20 protein-coding genes and 1 pseudogene are annotated in these 18,309 nt (G+C 40.7%); 19 read left to right on the top strand and 2 right to left on the bottom strand.

Annotation, left to right across the window (positions count from 1 at the left end; translation table 11 throughout):
• Positions 1-14 precede the first annotated feature (14 nt).
• Genes N8L90_RS03980 through N8L90_RS03965 form a run of 4 tightly spaced genes read left to right on the top strand, consistent with a single transcriptional unit; the run spans position 15 to position 4,450 of the window.
• Positions 15-1,511 carry an ABC transporter permease gene (locus N8L90_RS03980; protein ID WP_000759915.1) on the top strand — a complete coding sequence of 499 codons (1,497 nt, stop codon included), beginning with the start codon at positions 15-17 and terminating at the stop codon, positions 1,509-1,511.
• On the top strand, positions 1,511-2,437 hold the full coding sequence (oppC, locus tag N8L90_RS03975) for an oligopeptide ABC transporter permease OppC (RefSeq protein WP_000103691.1): 927 nt from the start codon (positions 1,511-1,513) through the stop codon (positions 2,435-2,437). The genes N8L90_RS03980 and oppC overlap by 1 nt, the downstream gene beginning before the upstream one ends.
• Positions 2,438-2,445: 8 nt before the next feature.
• Complete coding sequence (locus N8L90_RS03970) at positions 2,446-3,513, top strand: ABC transporter ATP-binding protein (RefSeq protein WP_000159551.1); 1,068 nt, start codon at positions 2,446-2,448, stop codon at positions 3,511-3,513.
• Positions 3,514-3,523: 10 nt separating this feature from the next.
• Positions 3,524-4,450 carry an ATP-binding cassette domain-containing protein gene (locus tag N8L90_RS03965; RefSeq protein ID WP_261024258.1) on the top strand — a complete coding sequence of 309 codons (927 nt, stop codon included), beginning with the start codon at positions 3,524-3,526 and terminating at the stop codon, positions 4,448-4,450.
• A gap of 440 nt (positions 4,451-4,890) precedes the next feature.
• Here N8L90_RS03965 and N8L90_RS03960 read toward each other — a convergent pair whose 3' ends face one another.
• Together N8L90_RS03960 and N8L90_RS03955 are read right to left on the bottom strand one after the other, a co-directional pair.
• Positions 4,891-5,769, bottom strand: coding sequence for a LysR family transcriptional regulator (locus N8L90_RS03960; RefSeq protein ID WP_261024257.1), 879 nt, complete (start codon positions 5,767-5,769; stop codon positions 4,891-4,893).
• Between the two features lie 127 nt (positions 5,770-5,896).
• Positions 5,897-6,247: a helix-turn-helix domain-containing protein gene (locus N8L90_RS03955; protein ID WP_000208712.1), complete on the bottom strand. Its 351-nt coding sequence runs from the start codon at positions 6,245-6,247 to the stop codon at positions 5,897-5,899.
• A gap of 358 nt (positions 6,248-6,605) precedes the next feature.
• Here N8L90_RS03955 and N8L90_RS03950 point away from each other — a divergent pair, with 358 nt between their 5' ends.
• The 15 genes and pseudogenes from N8L90_RS03950 to yidD all read left to right on the top strand — a co-directional run bounded on the left by N8L90_RS03950 (position 6,606) and on the right by yidD (position 18,239).
• Complete coding sequence (locus N8L90_RS03950; protein ID WP_261024255.1) at positions 6,606-8,231, top strand: malolactic enzyme; 1,626 nt, start codon at positions 6,606-6,608, stop codon at positions 8,229-8,231.
• 202 nt (positions 8,232-8,433) lie between these two features.
• A pseudogene (locus N8L90_RS03945) lies at positions 8,434-8,553 on the top strand (IS630 family transposase); the annotation flags it as partial.
• A 497-nt stretch (positions 8,554-9,050) separates the two neighbouring features.
• Positions 9,051-10,028: an ABC transporter substrate-binding protein gene (locus tag N8L90_RS03940; RefSeq protein WP_060627154.1), complete on the top strand. Its 978-nt coding sequence runs from the start codon at positions 9,051-9,053 to the stop codon at positions 10,026-10,028.
• Positions 10,029-10,039: 11 nt separating this feature from the next.
• A complete protein-coding gene (locus N8L90_RS03935; RefSeq protein ID WP_101786082.1) occupies positions 10,040-10,933 on the top strand; it encodes an ABC transporter permease in 894 nt (297 codons plus the stop codon).
• A 12-nt stretch (positions 10,934-10,945) separates the two neighbouring features.
• Positions 10,946-11,749 carry an ABC transporter ATP-binding protein gene (locus N8L90_RS03930; protein ID WP_000157661.1) on the top strand — a complete coding sequence of 268 codons (804 nt, stop codon included), beginning with the start codon at positions 10,946-10,948 and terminating at the stop codon, positions 11,747-11,749.
• A 325-nt stretch (positions 11,750-12,074) separates the two neighbouring features.
• Complete coding sequence (locus N8L90_RS03925) at positions 12,075-12,323, top strand: YneF family protein (protein WP_000364990.1); 249 nt, start codon at positions 12,075-12,077, stop codon at positions 12,321-12,323.
• Positions 12,324-12,523: 200 nt separating this feature from the next.
• Positions 12,524-13,318 carry a glutamate racemase gene (racE, locus tag N8L90_RS03920; protein WP_077804693.1) on the top strand — a complete coding sequence of 265 codons (795 nt, stop codon included), beginning with the start codon at positions 12,524-12,526 and terminating at the stop codon, positions 13,316-13,318.
• Positions 13,315-14,286, top strand: a complete 972-nt coding sequence (locus tag N8L90_RS03915; protein ID WP_077804694.1) for a nucleoside-triphosphate diphosphatase — start codon at positions 13,315-13,317, stop codon at positions 14,284-14,286. Before racE ends, N8L90_RS03915 begins: the two co-directional genes overlap by 4 nt.
• Positions 14,262-14,783 carry a metallophosphoesterase gene (locus N8L90_RS03910; RefSeq protein WP_261024249.1) on the top strand — a complete coding sequence of 174 codons (522 nt, stop codon included), beginning with the start codon at positions 14,262-14,264 and terminating at the stop codon, positions 14,781-14,783. The genes N8L90_RS03915 and N8L90_RS03910 overlap by 25 nt, the downstream gene beginning before the upstream one ends.
• Positions 14,780-15,241 (top strand): cyclic-di-AMP-binding protein CbpB, encoded by a 462-nt coding sequence (gene cbpB / locus N8L90_RS03905; RefSeq protein WP_020903098.1) that lies wholly within the window; start codon positions 14,780-14,782, stop codon positions 15,239-15,241. Before N8L90_RS03910 ends, cbpB begins: the two co-directional genes overlap by 4 nt.
• Positions 15,238-15,972: a site-specific tyrosine recombinase XerD gene (gene xerD / locus N8L90_RS03900; protein WP_314725723.1), complete on the top strand. Its 735-nt coding sequence runs from the start codon at positions 15,238-15,240 to the stop codon at positions 15,970-15,972. Before cbpB ends, xerD begins: the two co-directional genes overlap by 4 nt.
• Positions 15,972-16,700 carry a segregation/condensation protein A gene (locus N8L90_RS03895; protein ID WP_261024245.1) on the top strand — a complete coding sequence of 243 codons (729 nt, stop codon included), beginning with the start codon at positions 15,972-15,974 and terminating at the stop codon, positions 16,698-16,700. Before xerD ends, N8L90_RS03895 begins: the two co-directional genes overlap by 1 nt.
• Before the next feature lie 18 nt (positions 16,701-16,718).
• Positions 16,719-17,288 (top strand): SMC-Scp complex subunit ScpB, encoded by a 570-nt coding sequence (scpB, locus tag N8L90_RS03890; RefSeq protein WP_261024244.1) that lies wholly within the window; start codon positions 16,719-16,721, stop codon positions 17,286-17,288.
• A complete protein-coding gene (locus N8L90_RS03885; protein ID WP_001222228.1) occupies positions 17,275-17,997 on the top strand; it encodes a pseudouridine synthase in 723 nt (240 codons plus the stop codon). The genes scpB and N8L90_RS03885 overlap by 14 nt, the downstream gene beginning before the upstream one ends.
• The gene (gene yidD, locus N8L90_RS03880; RefSeq protein ID WP_261024243.1) at positions 17,997-18,239 is read left to right on the top strand and encodes a membrane protein insertion efficiency factor YidD; all 243 of its coding nucleotides are present in this window, start codon (positions 17,997-17,999) and stop codon (positions 18,237-18,239) included. Before N8L90_RS03885 ends, yidD begins: the two co-directional genes overlap by 1 nt.
• Positions 18,240-18,309 lie beyond the last annotated feature (70 nt).

Below are 18,309 nucleotides of genomic sequence, written 5' to 3'. Positions count from 1 at the left end.
TTAAAGGAAATGATATGAAAAAATATATTTTTATGCGTGTTTTGCGGTCATTGGTTTCTATCTTCTTAGTAACAACTTTGACTTACACGATTATCTATACAATGGTTCCTCGAAAATTGATTTTCAAACAGGATACCAACTATAACAAGATTGCGACAACGGCTGATAAACGTGATAACTATGAGAATACTGTTTATGAGCGTATGGGCTATATCGAGTACTACGATACCAAAGAGTTGCAAGAAAAAGCTAGCCAGATGGATGCTTCTGTAACCGTTGAAGCTAATGACACCAACAAGGCTATCTATGAAAAATACATCAAACAAATCGGTCATGGTTGGACCTTGGGAGAATTTACTGAAAGTGGCCAATTCTACGCTACTCGTGAAATCCCAATTTTTGAACGTGTTTTTCACTTCTATGCTAACTTGATTGACATTGACCATACTAATAAAATCCAAGACCCTGAAAATCCAGACTTGAAACGTTACCTTCGTTTTGAAAATGATCCAGCTATCGGATGGTCCTTGGTTGGTTCAGGTACTAAACACAAATATCTCTTGTACTTTAACAGTCAGTTCCCATTTGTGCATCAAAACTTTGTGAACATTAATTTAGGTGACTCTTATCCAACCTATGCTAATAGCCCTGTTTTACAGGTTATTACTCAAGGACAAGGGCAAACAAAAACATCTCAAGTTCAGTTCCCAACAGGTAAGAAAACTTCTTCTGTAAATATTTACTCAAGAACCTACAAATCACCTAGTCAGGCTGATTCTCGTGAAGTAGCCAACTACGGAAAAGATGATCCTTATACAGCTACTGAAAGTAACTACCAATATCCTTCTATGATTGCCAGCTCTGCTGTCGTTGGATTGATTGGTTTGGTGATTTCTTATGCGATTGCCGTGCCGCTTGGTTCAGCTATGGCTCGCTTCAAGAACACTTGGATTGATAGCTTCTCAACAGGTTTTTTGACCTTCTTGATGGCCCTTCCAACCATTGCCTTGGTTTACATTGTTCGTTTGATTGGATCATCAATTGGTCTTCCAGATTCATTCCCTATTTTGGGAGCTGGAGATTGGCGTTCTTACGTTTTACCAGCAGTGATCCTTGGTTTGTTGGGGGCTCCTGGTACAGCTATTTGGATTCGTCGTTACATGATTGACTTGCAATCACAGGACTTTGTTCGTTTTGCTCGTGCAAAAGGTTTGTCTGAAAAAGAAATTTCAAACAAACACATCTTTAAAAATGCCATGGTTCCGCTGGTTTCAGGAATTCCTGGTGCTGTTATCGGGGTTATCGGTGGTGCAACCCTTACTGAAACAGTCTTCGCCTTCCCAGGTATGGGTAAAATGTTGATTGACTCTGTAAAAGCATCTAATAACTCTATGGTCGTAGGTCTTGTCTTCATCTTTACATGTATTTCTATCTTCTCACTTCTTTTGGGAGATATTTGGATGACGATTATTGACCCACGTATTAAATTGACTGAGAAAGGAGGCAAATAATGTCTACAATCGATAAAGAAAAATTTCAGTTTGTAAAACGTGACGATTTTGCCTCTGAAGCCATTGATGCGCCAGCTTATTCATACTGGGGTTCAGTGTTTAGACAATTTATGAAGAAGAAATCAACTGTAGTCATGTTGGGAATCTTGGTAGCTATCATTTTAATGAGTTTCATCTACCCAATGTTTTCTAAGTTTGATTTCAATGATGTCAGCAAGGTAAACGACTTTAGTGCTCGTTATATCAAGCCAAATGCTGAGCATTGGTTCGGAACAGACAGTAACGGTAAATCCCTCTTTGACGGTGTCTGGTTCGGAGCTCGTAACTCTATCCTCATTTCTGTGATTGCGACAGTAATTAACTTGGTTATCGGTGTTTTTGTCGGTGGTATTTGGGGAATTTCAAAATCAGTTGACCGCGTGATGATGGAAGTTTATAACGTCATCTCAAACATTCCATCTCTTTTGATTGTCATTGTCTTGACTTACTCAATCGGAGCTGGATTCTGGAATCTGATTTTTGCCATGAGTGTGACGACATGGATTGGGATTGCCTTCATGATTCGTGTGCAAATCTTGCGTTACCGTGATTTGGAATACAACTTGGCATCACGCACTTTGGGAACACCAACCTTGAAGATTGTTGCCAAAAATATTATGCCACAATTGGTATCTGTTATTGTGACAACCATGACTCAAATGCTTCCAAGCTTTATCTCATACGAAGCCTTCTTGTCATTCTTCGGTCTTGGACTACCGATTACCGTGCCAAGTTTGGGTCGTTTGATTTCAGATTATTCACAAAACGTAACAACTAATGCTTACTTGTTCTGGATTCCATTGACAACTCTTGTCTTGGTATCCTTGTCCCTTTTCGTAGTTGGTCAAAACTTAGCGGATGCTAGTGATCCACGTACACATAGATAGGAGTAGAAATGACAAAAGAAAAAAATGTAATTTTGACTGCTCGCGATATTGTCGTGGAATTTGACGTTCGTGACAAAGTATTGACAGCCATTCGCGGCGTTTCCCTTGAACTAGTTGAAGGAGAAGTATTAGCCTTGGTAGGTGAGTCAGGATCAGGAAAATCTGTTTTGACAAAGACTTTCACAGGTATGCTTGAAGAAAATGGTCGCATTGCCCAAGGTAGTATTGACTACCGTGGTCAAGATTTGACAGCTTTATCTTCTCACAAGGATTGGGAACAAATTCGTGGTGCTAAGATTGCGACTATCTTCCAGGATCCAATGACTAGTTTGGACCCAATTAAAACAATTGGTAGTCAGATTACAGAAGTGATTGTAAAACACCAAGGAAAAACAGCTAAAGAAGCGAAAGAATTGGCGATTGACTACATGAATAAGGTTGGGATTCCAGACGCAGATAGACGTTTTGATGAATACCCATTCCAATATTCTGGAGGAATGCGTCAACGTATCGTTATTGCTATTGCCCTTGCCTGCCGACCTGATGTCTTGATCTGTGATGAGCCAACGACTGCCTTGGATGTGACTATCCAAGCACAGATTATTGATTTGCTGAAATCCTTGCAAAACGAGTACCATTTCACAACAATCTTTATCACTCACGACCTTGGTGTGGTAGCAAGTATTGCGGATAAGGTAGCGGTTATGTATGCAGGAGAAATCGTTGAGTATGGAACTGTTGAGGAAGTCTTCTATGACCCTCGCCATCCATATACATGGAGTCTCTTGTCTAGCTTGCCTCAGCTTGCTGATGATAAAGGGGATCTTTACTCAATCCCAGGAACACCTCCGTCACTTTATACTGATCTGAAAGGGGATGCCTTTGCCTTGCGTTCAGACTATGCAATGCAGATTGACTTCGAACAAAAAGCTCCTCAATTCTCAGTATCAGAGACACATTGGGCTAAGACTTGGCTACTTCATGAGGATGCTCCAAAAGTAGAAAAACCAGCTGTGATTGCAAATCTCCACGATAAAATCCGTGAAAAAATGGGATTTGCCCATCTGGAAGACTAGGAGGAAGGAAATGTCTGAAAAATTAGTAGAAATCAAAGATTTAGAAATTTCCTTCGGTGAAGGAAGTAAGAAGTTTGTCGCGGTTAAAAATGCTAACTTCTTTATCAACAAGGGAGAAACGTTTTCGCTTGTAGGTGAGTCCGGTAGTGGGAAAACAACTATTGGTCGTGCGATCATCGGTCTAAATGATACAAGTAATGGAGATATCATTTTTGAAGGTCAAAAGATTAATGGTAAGAAATCGCGTGAACAAGCTGCGGAATTGATTCGTCGAATCCAGATGATTTTCCAAGACCCTGCCGCAAGTTTGAATGAACGTGCGACTGTTGATTATATTATTTCTGAAGGTCTTTACAATCATCATCTGTTCAAAGATGAAGAAGAACGTAAAGAGAAAGTTAAAAATATTATCCGTGAAGTGGGGCTTCTTGCTGAGCACTTGACTCGTTACCCTCATGAGTTCTCAGGTGGTCAACGTCAGCGTATCGGTATTGCCCGTGCCTTGGTCATGCAACCAGACTTTGTTATTGCGGATGAGCCAATTTCAGCCTTGGACGTTTCTGTTCGTGCCCAAGTCTTGAACTTGCTCAAAAAATTCCAAAAAGAGCTCGGCTTGACCTATCTCTTCATCGCTCATGACTTGTCGGTTGTTCGCTTTATTTCAGATCGTATCGCAGTTATTTACAAGGGTGTTATTGTAGAGGTTGCAGAAACAGAAGAATTGTTTAACAATCCAATTCACCCATATACTCAAGCCTTACTTTCAGCAGTACCAATCCCAGATCCAATCTTGGAACGCAAGAAAGTCTTGAAGGTTTACGACCCAAGTCAACACGACTATGAGACTGATAAACCATCTATGGTAGAAATCCGTCCAGGCCACTATGTTTGGGCGAACCAAGCCGAATTGACGCGTTACCAACAAGGGTTAAACTAATAATGGTTTTATAATTTCCATGTCAACTTTTATGGAAATTATAAACCTTTTTTTGTTGGACTGATTTGAAAAACTTTTGAAAGCGTTCTGAAAGAATTTTCGAAAGAAATAGAATTCTTAGAAAATCATTGAATTATAGTGAGATGAAATAAAATCTGAACAACTTTATTAGGAAAGTCAAATCAATTTCTAGAAAAGGTTTAGAAGTCGCGGCGTATTACTCTAGCTTCAATCTACTATAGTCTAATACTCTTCAAACCACGTCAGCGCCGCCTTACCGTATATGTGTGATTGACTTCGTCAGTCTTATCTACAACCTCAAAACAGTGTTTTGAGCAGCCTGCGGCTATCTTCCTAGTTTGCTTTTTGATTTTCATTGAGTATAATATCTACAATGTAAAAAACTCTAGCTATCAGTTCATTGATAGTTAGAGTTTTTTCTATTCATATGATTTAAGGAGATTAAATAAGGCTTCTACTTCTGATGACGGTGTAGCTGATTTAAGGTAGGCGTAATAAACTGTAAAAGTTATCTTATCCTTCAGTATAAGCGGAATTTTTATTAAATCATCATCTTCATCAGAAAGTGCGATATCAGCCAGTAAACTAAGGCCAATCCCTTTCTTTAAAAGTTCTTTAAGGATGGCAATGTCATCAGTCTTAAAGAATATTTCTGCCTTGTTTTGATACTTTTGATTAAGCATTTCAAAAGCTTTCAGGTGAACAAAGTGTTCGTCTAAGAGTATAAAGGATTGATCTGCTAATTCTTCAAAAGCGAGGGAAGGAGAAGTGGCAAAAGGATGGTTCTTAGATAAAACGACATACAGTTCTTTATGAAATAGCTCGTGTGACTCTATTGAAGGATAGTGGAGAGGTTCAATCAAACCGAGTAGGCTTGCATCAAGGTCTCCTTTGATGAGAAGGTTTAATAACTCCACGGAGCCACCGCGGATAGGGCGTACCTTTTTTAAAAAATCGAATTTATCTTTTTCGTTTAAGGCAGCAAAGAGATACTGAATGATAATAGGAGGGAATCCTACAGTAGAGTATTGTGCCAAGGAGCGATTAATTTCTTTGCGAGTAGAAGTGACCTCAGGTAAAATCAGTTCTGTATGCTTTAGAAGGATTTGTCCTTGAGGAGTTAGCTTGAAGGAACGATGCGAGGGGTCATGGTGAATCAATTTGCAGTGAAAGGATTCCTCTAAGCGCTTGATAGCATAAGAAATAGATGGTTGGCTGACTTTATGTTGTTTTGCTACTTCCGTATAGGATTGAAGCTGGCAGAGGTCATAAAAATATTGTAGATCTTTTAAATTCATATGGGCTCACTTTCATTGGTTGGAGAAGGAAAATAAGTGGAAAACAGCAGATAAATAATTTTTATCCGTATCCTACAATTTGACTATACGAGTATTCACCAGTTAAAATGTAAGTGAGTCAGGGATCTCAAAGATTATCTAAGATACTCTCAAAAATGACCAACATCTTTTCTCGTTTATCAATAGGGAGCTGTTTAATCTTCATGTTGATTCTTTTGAGTGAAAGATTGTCACTCTTATCAGAGGTTGATTCAAGGCTATCAAAATTGAAAAATTCCTCTGGGGTCATTTCTAGGGCGTCAATCACTTTTTCAAGACTGTGAATGGTCAGATTCACATTTTGGTTTTCAAGTTGATTGATATACTTAAGCCCGAGTCCTGCTTGTTCCGAAAGTTCTTCCTGGCTCATTTTATTCTGTGTTCGAAAATATTTCACTTTTTGGGAAATATATTGTTGTAAATAGTTTTTAGTTGTCATATAAATAGAATACAAGTTTTATATGACAAAAAAACACCTTAAAAAACACAAAGTATTACATAACATACTTATGTGATATTTATTTTAATTAGGATTGTCAATTTGTATGATTGGTTTCTTTTACTCGAAACTTTTAGTAAAGAGTGATCATCGAGAGTTTGATGAGTTCAGAAATTTATAAAATATAACAACTTAAAGTATTATCAATAATAGTGTTTTAAGTATAAAAGAGCCTATTAGAAATTGTTCTCGTAGACTCATTATAACATATGCGTATACAATTGTATTATTTAAACAACAACGTTTTACGAACAATTCGTTTCATGTGGTATAATATAAGTAAAAAGGAGGTTGCACTATGACTGCACATGATATTTTAAACAATCCTTTCCTCAATAAAGGTACTGCCTTTACCTTAGAGGAGCGAAAGGAACTAGGCCTTATTGGTTTACTGCCACCGTATGTTCAAACGATTGAAGAACAAGCGGCGCAAACTTATGCACAAATGCAAACAAAAGCCAATGATTTGGAAAAACGTCTTTTCCTAATGGAAATTTTTAATACCAACAGGACTCTTTTCTATTACCTCTTTTCTCAACATTTAGAAGAATTCAATCCAATTGTATATGATCCAACCATTGCAGATACCATTGAAGGCTATAGTGATCTTTTTGTAGATCCCCAATATGCGGGATATCTTGATATCAATCATCCTGAAAATATTGAAGCCACTTTGAAAAATGCTGCCGGGGGTCGCGAGATTCGTCTCATTGTTGTAACAGATGCAGAAGGAATCCTTGGAATTGGCGACTGGGGAACAAATGGTGTCGATATTTCTGTTGGGAAATTGATGGTCTATACGGGTGCTGCTGGAATCGATCCTTCGATGGTCCTTCCTTTAGTTATTGATGCAGGGACTAACCGTGAAGAACTTCGTAACAATCCTAATTACTTAGGAAATCGTCACGAACGGGTCCGCGGAGATCGTTACTACGACTTCATTGACCAATTTGTTCAAACAGCAGAACGTCTCTTTCCTAAGCTCTACCTTCACTGGGAAGACTTCGGTCGCTTGAATGCTGCCAATATTCTTGAAAAATACCGGAAACAAATTCCGACCTTTAATGATGATATTCAAGGTACAGGAATCGTTACCTTGGGTGGTATCTTTGGTTCTCTGGATATTAGTGGTGAAAAATTAACAGATCAAGTTTATCTCTGCTATGGTGGTGGTACTGCGGGTGCAGGAATTGCCTCTCGTGTTCTTCGTGAAATGGTAAGTGAAGGTCTTTCTGAAGAAGAAGCCTATAAACGTTTCTTTATGGTTGATAAACAAGGTCTTCTCTTTGATGACATGGATGACTTGACACCAGAGCAAAAACCATTTGCTAAGAAACGTGCTGACTTTAGTAACGCAGATAAGTTGACTGACCTGATTGAAGTAGTGAAGACTGTGAAGCCAACCATTCTTGTAGGAACTTCAACTCAACCTAATACCTTCACTAAAGAAATAGTAGAAGCTATGTGTGAAAACACAGAACGTCCAATGATCTTCCCTTTGTCAAACCCAACTAAATTGGCAGAAGCTAGTGCCAAAGATTTGATTGAATGGTCAGATGGCAAAGCTTTTGTCGCAACAGGAATTCCTGCTGATACGGTTTCTTATAAAGGTGTAGACTATGTGATTGGTCAAGCAAATAATGCCCTGATTTACCCAGGTCTTGGTCTAGGTATGCTGGCTTCTGAAGCAAGTCTTTTGACTGATGAAATGATTGGAGCGGCGGCGCATTCATTGAGTGGTATTGTCAATCCAGGCCAACCAGGAGCTCCTGTCTTGCCACCATTCAAGTATGTAGCAGATGTTTCTATTAAAGTAGCAGAAGCAGTCGCTAAAAAAGCACAAGAGCAAGGTCTTGCACGCGCTAAGGAAACAGATATGGCCAAAGCAGTTCGTGATTTGAAGTGGTATCCAGAGTATAAATAATTCATTTCTGTTGCCTATCCTCGGGATACTTGGCTTATTTTGGATATGTTAGCAATCTACAGAGTTGATAACCGAAAAGTAAAGAGATTGTCGTATTGACTATTGGTTTTAAACAGTATAAAATAACTGTCGATTTTTTGTCCGACTGCCAAGAGTCAGTTTAATACTATACTAAAATCAAAACGCATTATATAATAGTGATATGAAATCAACTAAAGAAGAAATACAAGCCATCAAAACACTTTTAAAAAACTCTAGTACAACTGAATACCATAAAAGTCTTCAAATCGTTCTATTTTATCTAATGGGCAAATCTTTGAAATTATCCTAAAAGAATTGAAAGAATTATGAAAGAATTTTCAAAAAATTTTAAAAAATTCTGAAATATTCTTGACAGCTGATAAAAAAGGTGGTAAGATAGGAAACATCAAAAAAGAAAGCAGAAAAAGAAATGAATAAGAAACAAGCTGTAACGATGAATCAAAACTTTTACTTTAGCTACTTTAGATAGTGTTTGTAGACATGTCACCATGGATGCAAACAGTTCAAGCAATTTGTTTGTATCTATGTGGCTAAGATTTTTGATTGTGGTCCATATAGATGAATATCTAAATGGACTAGCTAAGTTGTAACTTGTTAGATTATTTCAAGCATCCGTTTAGGTATTATCTAGGCGGTTTTTTGTTTTATACTCTTCGAAAATCAAATTCAAACCACGTCAACGTCGCCTTGCCGTACTCAAGTACAGCCTGCGGCTAGTTTCCTAGTTTGCTCTTTGATTTTCATTGAGTATTATCTTTTCTGAGAAGGAGTTTCATTATGAAAGTTGTTCGAAAATTACTAGCACCCCTCTTGGTAGTGGGGATTCTCTTGACCTCTCTGATCAGTTTGCATCAGTTGAAGGCAGATAAGAAAAAAGATGTTTTTCGTATCGGTATTTCGCAGTTTATTACTCATCAATCTTTGGACGCTACTAGAGAAGGTTTTGTGGATGAGTTGGCCAAGCAAGGCTATATTGAAGGGAAAAATATCGAGATTGATTTGCAAAATGCACAGGGAGAGCAAAGAAATCTAAAAACCATTTCCCAGCAACTAGCAGAATCTAGTGATGTCGTTCTAGCCATCGCAACGCCTTCTGCTCAGAGCTTGGCCAATACAACACAAACGACACCTGTTATCTTTTCAGCGGTAACAGATCCTGTCAGTGCCAAGTTGGTTGAGTCAAGAGAGCATCCTGGGGGCAATGTTACTGGGACAAGCGATCAGTCATCAGATGCCATTTCAACCCAAATCAATTTGATAAAGAAAGTGTTACCAAAGGCTAAAACGATTGGAATCCTCTATACTCAGAGCGAGCCAAATTCAGTTGTCCAAAAGGATGAAGCTAAGCGCCTTCTGGAAGAAAAAGGCTTTACCGTTGTTGAAAAAACAATCTTGGACAGTAACAACGTCAAGGCGGCTGCAGAAAGCTTGATGGCAGAGGTGGATATGGTTTTTGTCCCAACTGATAATATCATTTCGTCAACCATGGAAACAGTTAAGCAGGTTTCTATTAAACACAAGGTTCCAGTATTCGGTGGTTCAACAGAAATGATTGCTGTTGGTGGCTTGTATAACTACGGAACCAATTATGAAGAATTGGGAAGACAGACAGCTCGCATGCTGATTCGTGTTTTAAAAGGTGAGAAGCCAGAAAATATAGCAGTTGAGTTGCCTGAAAAACTGGAATTGCATACCAATCAAGAAATGGCAGATGCATTGGGAATTGATATTAGTAAGTTAGAAGGCAAGGAATAAGGAGGTTTAAGATGAATTTTGTATTATCTAGTTTATCAGAAGGTTTGCTATGGTCGATTATGGCTATTGGGGTCTACTTGACTTTCCGTATTTTGGATATTGCGGATATGACTGCTGAAGGAGCCTTTCCACTGGGGGCGGCTGTCGTCGTATCTCAGATACAGGCAGGGATAAATCCTTGGATTGCGACCTTACTTGCTTTGCTGGCAGGTATGGTAGCAGGTCTAGTATCAGGAATGCTCCACACCAAGATGAAAATTCCAGCTCTCTTGACAGGTATTGTGACCTTAACAGGGCTTTATTCAATCAATATTAAAATCATGGGAAGCGTGCCTAATCTTTCCTTGGGAGATTCTGCAACCGTCTTTAAACAATTGGCGAGCTTGGGGCTGTCAAATGAAGGAGCTGTTTTCTCACTCAGTTTAGCTTGTCTCTTACTTGTTTGTTTGGTCTTGACTCTTTTGATGAAAACAGAGATTGGCTTGGTCTTGCGTTCGACTGGGGACAATATTCCGATGAGTGAGGCCAATGGGGTCAATGTAGACACCATGAAGATTGTTGGTTACATGATTTCAAATGGCTTGATTGCCCTATGTGGTTCCTTGTTTGCCCAAAATGATGGATTTTCAGATGTGACTTCTGGGACAGGAACCATCGTTGTTGGTTTGAGTGCAGTGATTATTGCAGAAGTCTTGATACACGACTTGACCATTGGAGGTCGCTTGTTATCCATCGGAATTGGTGCTATTGTTTACCGTTTGATTATTTTAAATATCTATGAAATTCCAAATCTAGATCAAAACCTAGTTCGTCTCTTTAATGCAATCTTGCTTGCCTTGGTTTTATTTGCGCCAGAATTGCAAAAGATATTAAAGATTCGTGGTCTGAAATTGAGAAATGAATAGGAGGAGAAAGTTATGGCAAGTTTGTTAACACTTGAAAATATTCACAAAACATTTGAAGCAGGGACGGTCAATGAGAACCATGTCCTCAAAGGATTAGATTTAGAGGTTGAAGAGGGAGATTTTATCTCTGTAATTGGTGGAAATGGAGCAGGGAAATCCACTTTGATGAATATCTTGGCTGGTAATTTATCGGTGGATGAAGGGGACCTTTTATTGGCAGGCAAATCCATTAAAAATCTGAGTGTAAGAAAGAGAGCCAAGGATATCGCCCGTGTTTTTCAAGATCCTAAGATGGGAACAGCTTCTCGTTTGACGATTGAGGAGAATATGGCTATTGCCTTAAGACGTGGGCAGAAGAGAGGGCTTGGCTGGGGCGTAAAGGAGAAGGATAGGATCCAGTTCCAAGAGGCCTTGAAAGAGTTGAATATTGGCCTTGAAAACCGCTTAAAAGTAGATACTCAATACCTCTCAGGAGGGCAAAGACAGGCCTTGACCCTAGTCATGGCAGCTCTGGTGAAACCCAAACTTTTGCTTTTGGATGAACATACTGCGGCACTTGACCCGAAAACTAGTCAAATGGTGATGGACTTGACGCAAAAGATTGTGGAACACCATCAGTTGACGACTTTGATGATTACCCACGATATGAACCATGCTATTGAGTACGGGAATCGTCTCATTATGCTCTATCAGGGTAAGATAGTGGTGGATGTCAAGGGAGAGGAGAAAAAGCATCTGACAGTTGAAGACCTCATGCATCTCTTCCAGAAAAATAGTGGCCAAAGTCTAGTCAGTGATGAATTGGTTTTGGGATAAAGAAAAAGGCTGAAATCTAGTGTTTCAGTCTTTTATTAGTACAAATGGATAGGTAGAAATATGAAATTAATACTCTTCGAAGATCTCTTCAAACCGTGTCAGCTCTATCTGTAACCTCAAAACAGTGTTTTGAGTAACCTGCGGCTAGCTTCCTAGTTTGCTCTTTGATTTTCATTGAGTATAAACTCAGTAAGGAGCTCTCTTTTGCAGAAAAGCAGGGTTCTTTTTGCTGTTTATTCCCTCCTTGAAAGCGTAAAACAAACTAGTCAGGGTGGCTAGTTTATGGTATAATGAAAGGGACTCAAAAAGAAACAGGAGAAAAATGATGGATTTACTTTTAGCAATTGTATTGATTGTGCTAGCTTTTCTAGGAGGAGCTCTTGGAGGAATGTACTTGGTTCGTAAGCAAATCGAAAAAGAATTCGCTGACAACCCACGTTTGAATGCTGAAGCAGTTCGTACTCTTTTGAGTGCAAATGGTCAAAAACCAAGCGAAGCTAAGGTACAACAAGTTTACCACCAAATCATCCGCCAACAAAAGGCAGCCCTTGCTAACAATAAAAAGAAAAAATAAATAAGGAAAAGTCTGGGATGAAAGTTCCAGACTTCTCACTATGTTGGCTAAGGGTTTAGGGATGAGACTTTTTCCTTGCATTCTATTGATATTTGATTATGATTAAGAGAGATAGTTGTTGATTAGGCTGTCATTCAGTTCATAAGGATCAATAATCATAATGAACTATCAATCAGAAAAAAGACTAGAAAGAAGACTGTATGGATAATCGACCAATTGGTTTTTTGGATTCGGGTGTCGGGGGCTTGACCGTTGTGCGCGAGCTCATGCGCCAGCTTCCCCATGAAGAAATCGTCTATATTGGAGATTCGGCGCGGGCGCCTTATGGTCCCCGTCCTGCTGAGCAAATTCGTGAATATACCTGGCAGTTGGTCAACTTTCTCTTGACCAAGGATGTCAAAATGATTGTCATTGCTTGTAATACTGCGACTGCGGTCGTCTGGGAAGAAATCAAGGCTCAACTAGATATTCCTGTCTTGGGTGTAATTTTGCCAGGAGCTTCGGCAGCTATCAAGTCCAGCCAAGGTGGGAAAATCGGAGTGATTGGAACACCCATGACGGTACAATCAGACATCTACCGTCAGAAAATTCATGATTTGGATCCGGACTTACAGGTGGAGAGTTTGGCCTGTCCCAAGTTTGCTCCCTTAGTGGAGTCTGGTGCCCTGTCAACCAGTGTCACCAAGAAAGTGGTCTATGAAACCCTGCGTCCCTTGGTTGGAAAGGTGGATAGCCTGATTTTGGGTTGTACCCATTATCCACTGCTCAGACCTATTATTCAAAATGTCATGGGACCGAATGTCAAACTCATTGATAGTGGGGCAGAGTGCGTACGGGATATCTCAGTCTTACTTAATTATTTTGAAATCAATCGTGGTCGCGATGCTGGACCACTTCATCACCGTTTTTACACAACAGCCAGCAGCCAAAGTTTTGCACAAATTGGTGAAGAATGGCTGGAAAAAGAGATTTATGTGGAGCATGTAGAATTATGACAAATAAAATTTATGAATACAAGGATGACCAGGACTGGTATGTTGGGTCCTATAGTATTTTTGGTGGTGTCCGGACTTTGACTGATGAAGACTTGGATTTTCCTCTAGTTGGATTGGCCAAAATCTTTCGAGACGAGGAACGAGGTTTTCCACTTTCAGTTACTGTTTTACGCTATGGTTCTCCCTACCGTTTATTGTCTTTTGTAGTAGATATCCTTAACCAAGAAATGGGACGAAATTTGGAAGTTATTCAACGTCAGGGAGCCCTGCTCTTGGTTGAAAATGGGCAACTCCTGCATGTAGAATTGCCTAAAGAAGGTGTTGATGTAGAAGCATTCTTTGAGACAAACAAGGTCAGAGAAACCTTATTGATTGCGACTCGTAACGAGGGCAAGACCAAGGAATTTCGAGCTATTTTTGACAAGCTAGGCTACGATGTGGAAAATCTTAATGACTACCCTGACTTGCCTGAAGTAGCTGAAACAGGCATGACCTTTGAAGAAAATGCCCGCCTCAAGGCAGAAACCATTTCTCAATTAACGGGCAAGATGGTTTTGGCAGATGATTCTGGACTTAAAGTTGATGTCCTTGGTGGCTTGCCAGGTGTCTGGTCAGCTCGTTTCGCAGGTGTGGGAGCTACTGATCGTGAAAACAATGCCAAGCTCTTGCACGAATTGGCCATGGTCTTTGAACTCAAGGACCGCTCGGCTCAATTCCATACAACCCTAGTCGTTGCCAGTCCAAACAAGGAAAGCTTGGTTGTTGAAGCAGACTGGCCTGGCTACATTAATTTTGAACCCAAGGGTGAAAATGGCTTTGGCTATGATCCTCTTTTCCTTGTGGGAGAGACAGGCAAATCATCAGCTGAATTAACCCTGGAAGAAAAAAATAGTCAATCTCATCGTGCCTTAGCCGTTAAGAAACTTTTGGAGGTATTTCCATCATGGCAAAGCAAACCATCATTGTAATGAGCGATTCTCATGGCGATAGCTTGATTGTGGAAGAAATCCGTGATCGCTATGTGGGCAAAGTTGACGCCGTTTTTCATAACGGCGATTCTGAACTGCGTCCTGATTCTCCCCTTTGGGAAGGCATCCGTGTTGTTAAAGGGAACATGGACTTCTACGCCGGCTACCCAGAACGTTTGGTGACCGAGCTTGGTTCGACCAAGATTATCCAAACCCATGGTCACTTGTTTGACATCAATTTCAACTTTCAAAAGTTGGACTACTGGGCTCAGGAAGAAGAGGCCGATATCTGTCTTTATGGTCACTTGCATGTGCCAAATGCTTGGATGGAAGGAAAGACTCTTTTTCTAAATCCGGGCTCCATCAGTCAACCACGTGGTACCGTCAGAGAATGTCTTTATGCTCGTGTGGAGATTGATGACAGTTATTTCAAAGTGGACTTTTTGACACGAGACCATGAGGTGTATCCGGGCTTGTCCAAGGAGTTTATCCGATGATTGCCAAGGAGTTTGAGACTTTCTTGTTGGGACAGGAGGAAACTTTTTTGACTCCTGCTAAAAATTTAGCTGTGTTGATTGATACTCACAATGCGGATCATGCGACCCTCTTGCTCAGTCAGATGACCTATACCCGTGTTCCTGTTGTAACAGATGAAAAGCAGTTTGTTGGAACTATTGGGCTCAGAGATATTATGGCTTATCAGATGGAGCATGACTTGAGTCAAGAAATCATGGCAGATACGGATATCGTTCATATGACGAGAACGGACGTAGCGGTTGTCTCGCCTGATTTTACTATTACGGAGGTCTTGCACAAGTTGGTAGATGAGTCTTTCTTGCCGGTTGTGGATGCGTCTGGTATTTTCCAAGGAATTATCACGCGTAAGTCTATCCTCAAGGCAGTCAATGCCCTCTTGCATGACTTTAGTAAGGAATATGAGATTCGATGCAAATGAAAGACAGGATTTCAGACTTTTTAGAGGGGAAGCAGGGTTTGTCTGCCAATTCCAAGCAGTCCTATAAGTATGATTTGGAGCAATTTTTAGACATTGTAGGTGAGCGGATCTCTGAAACTAGTCTCAAGATTTACCAAGCCCAACTAGCCAATCTAAAAATCAGCGCCCAGAAGCGAAAGATTTCGGCCTGTAACCAATTTCTCTACTTTCTCTATCAAAAAGGAGAAGTGGATAGCTTTTATCGTTTGGAATTAGCCAAACAAGCTGAAAAGAAGATAGTAAAACCAGAACTGTTAAACCTAGACTCTTTTTGGCAAGAAAGTGACTATCCAGAGGGGCGTTTACTGGCTCTTCTTATCTTAGAAATGGGGCTCTTGCCCAGTGAGATTTTAGCTCTCAAGGTTGCGGATATCAATCTAGATTTTCAGGTATTGCGAATCAAGAAGGCTTCCCAACAGAGGATTGTTACCATTCCTACAACCTTGCTTTCAGAGTTGGAACCCTTGATGGGTCAGACCTATCTCTTTGAAAGGGCAGGGAAAGCCTATTCTCGTCAGTGGGCCTTTCGTCAGCTAGAATCCTTTGTCAAGGAGAAAGGGTTCCCAACCTTATCAGCCCAGGCCTTGCGGGAACAGTTCATTCTAAGACAAATAGAAAACAAGGTCGATTTGTACGAAATTGCAAAAAAATTAGGATTAAAAACAGTCCTGACCTTAGAAAAATATAGATAATGGATATTAAATTAAAAGATTTTGAAGGGCCCTTGGACTTGCTCTTGCACCTGGTTTCTAAGTATCAGATGGATATCTACGATGTACCCATTACGGAAGTCATCGAACAGTATCTAGCCTATGTCTCAACCTTGCAGGCCATGCGTCTGGAAGTGGCCGGTGAGTACATGGTCATGGCCAGTCAACTCATGCTGATCAAGAGTCGCAAGCTCTTGCCAAAGGTAGCAGAAGTGACAGATTTGGAAGATGACCTAGAGCAGGATCTTCTCTCCCAAATCGAAGAATACCGCAGGTTCAAGCTCTTGGGGGAGCACTTGGAAGCCAAGCACCAAGATCGGGCCCAGTACTATTCCAAAGCGCCGACAGAGTTGATTTACGAAGATGCGGAGCTTGTGCATGACAAGACGACCATTGACCTCTTTTTGGCTTTTTCAAATATCCTAGCCAAGAAAAAAGAGGAGTTTGCACAAAATCACACGACTATCTTGCGGGATGAGTATAAGATTGAGGACATGATGGTTATCGTGAAAGAGTCCTTGACTGGACGAGATCAATTGCGCTTGCAGGATTTGTTTAAGGAAGCTCAGAATGTCCAAGAGGTCATCACCCTCTTTTTGGCAACCCTAGAGTTAATCAAAACCCAGGAGCTGATCCTCATGCAAGAGGAAAGTTTCGGAGATATTTATCTCATGGAAAAGAAGGAAGAAAGTCAAGTGGCTCAAAGCTAGACTTGATAGAGAGGAAAGATGAGTACTTTAGCAAAAATAGAAGCGCTCTTGTTTGTAGCGGGTGAAGATGGGATTAGGGTCCGCCAGTTAGCTGAACTCCTCTCTCTGCCACCGACAGGCATCCAACAGAGTTTAGAAAAATTAGCCCAGAAGTATGAAAAGGACCTAGATTCCAGTTTGGCTCTGATTGAGACAGGGGGCGCTTATAGATTGGTGACCAAGCCTCAGTTTGCAGAGATTTTGAAGGAATACTCTAAGGCACCTATCAACCAGAGTTTATCTCGGGCTGCCCTTGAGACCTTGTCCATCATTGCTTACAAACAGCCCATTACACGGATAGAGATTGATACCATCCGTGGGGTCAACTCGAGTGGGGCCTTGGCAAAGTTGCAGGCTTTTGACTTGATACGAGAAGACGGGAAAAAAGAAGTGTTGGGGCGCCCCAACCTCTATGTGACTACAGATTATTTCCTAGATTACATGGGGATAAATCATTTAGAAGAATTACCAGTGATTGATGAGCTTGAGATTCAAGCCCAAGAAAGCCAATTATTTGGTGAAAGGATAGAAGAAGATGAGAATCAATAAGTATATTGCCCACGCAGGTGTGGCCAGTAGGAGAAAAGCAGAAGAGCTGATCAAGCAAGGCTTGGTGACGGTCAATGGCCAAGTGGTACGTGAACTAGCAACCACCATCAAGTCAGGCGACAAGGTTGAAGTTGAAGGTCAGCCTATCTACAATGAAGAAAAGGTCTACTATCTGCTTAACAAACCACGCGGTGTCATTTCCAGTGTGACAGATGACAAGGGCCGCAAGACGGTTGTCGACCTCTTGCCCAATGTCAAAGAGCGCATCTACCCTGTAGGTCGTTTGGACTGGGATACATCAGGAGTCTTGATTTTGACCAATGATGGGGATTTTACGGATGAAATGATTCACCCTCGTAATGAGATAGACAAGGTCTATGTCGCGCGTGTCAAAGGTGTTGCCAATAAGGATAATCTCCGCCCCTTGACCCGTGGACTTGAGATTGATGGCAAGAAAACCAAGCCAGCTGTCTATGAAATTCTCAAAGTGGATCCAGTTAAAAACCGCTCTGTGGTGCAGTTGACCATCCATGAAGGGCGTAACCACCAGGTTAAAAAGATGTTTGAAGCTGTCGGTCTTCAAGTGGATAAGTTATCACGGACACGTTTTGGACACCTAGACTTGACAGGACTCCGTCCAGGTGAATCCCGTCGTCTTAATAAAAAAGAAATCAGCCAACTACACACCATGGCTGTAACCAAGAAATAATGAAACGAATTTTAATAGCGCCTGTGCGCTTTTACCAACGTTTTATCTCACCAGCTTTTCCACCTTCTTGTCGCTTTGAGCTGACTTGTTCCAACTACATGATTCAGGCTATTGAAAAACATGGCTTCAAGGGTGTCTTGATGGGCTTGGCTCGGATTTTACGTTGCCATCCCTGGTCGAAAACAGGTAAGGACCCCGTCCCAGACCATTTTTCACTCAAACGGAATCAAGAAGGGGAATGAGGCTAGGTAAACAGACTTTAAAATGATAAAAACGCATCCTATCAGGTTTGAATGAGCTTGATAGGATGCG

Source organism: Streptococcus mitis (assembly GCF_946190115.1).
Lineage (GTDB): Bacteria > Bacillota > Bacilli > Lactobacillales > Streptococcaceae > Streptococcus > Streptococcus mitis_CO.
This window is presented reverse-complemented; position numbering and strand designations above follow the sequence as displayed.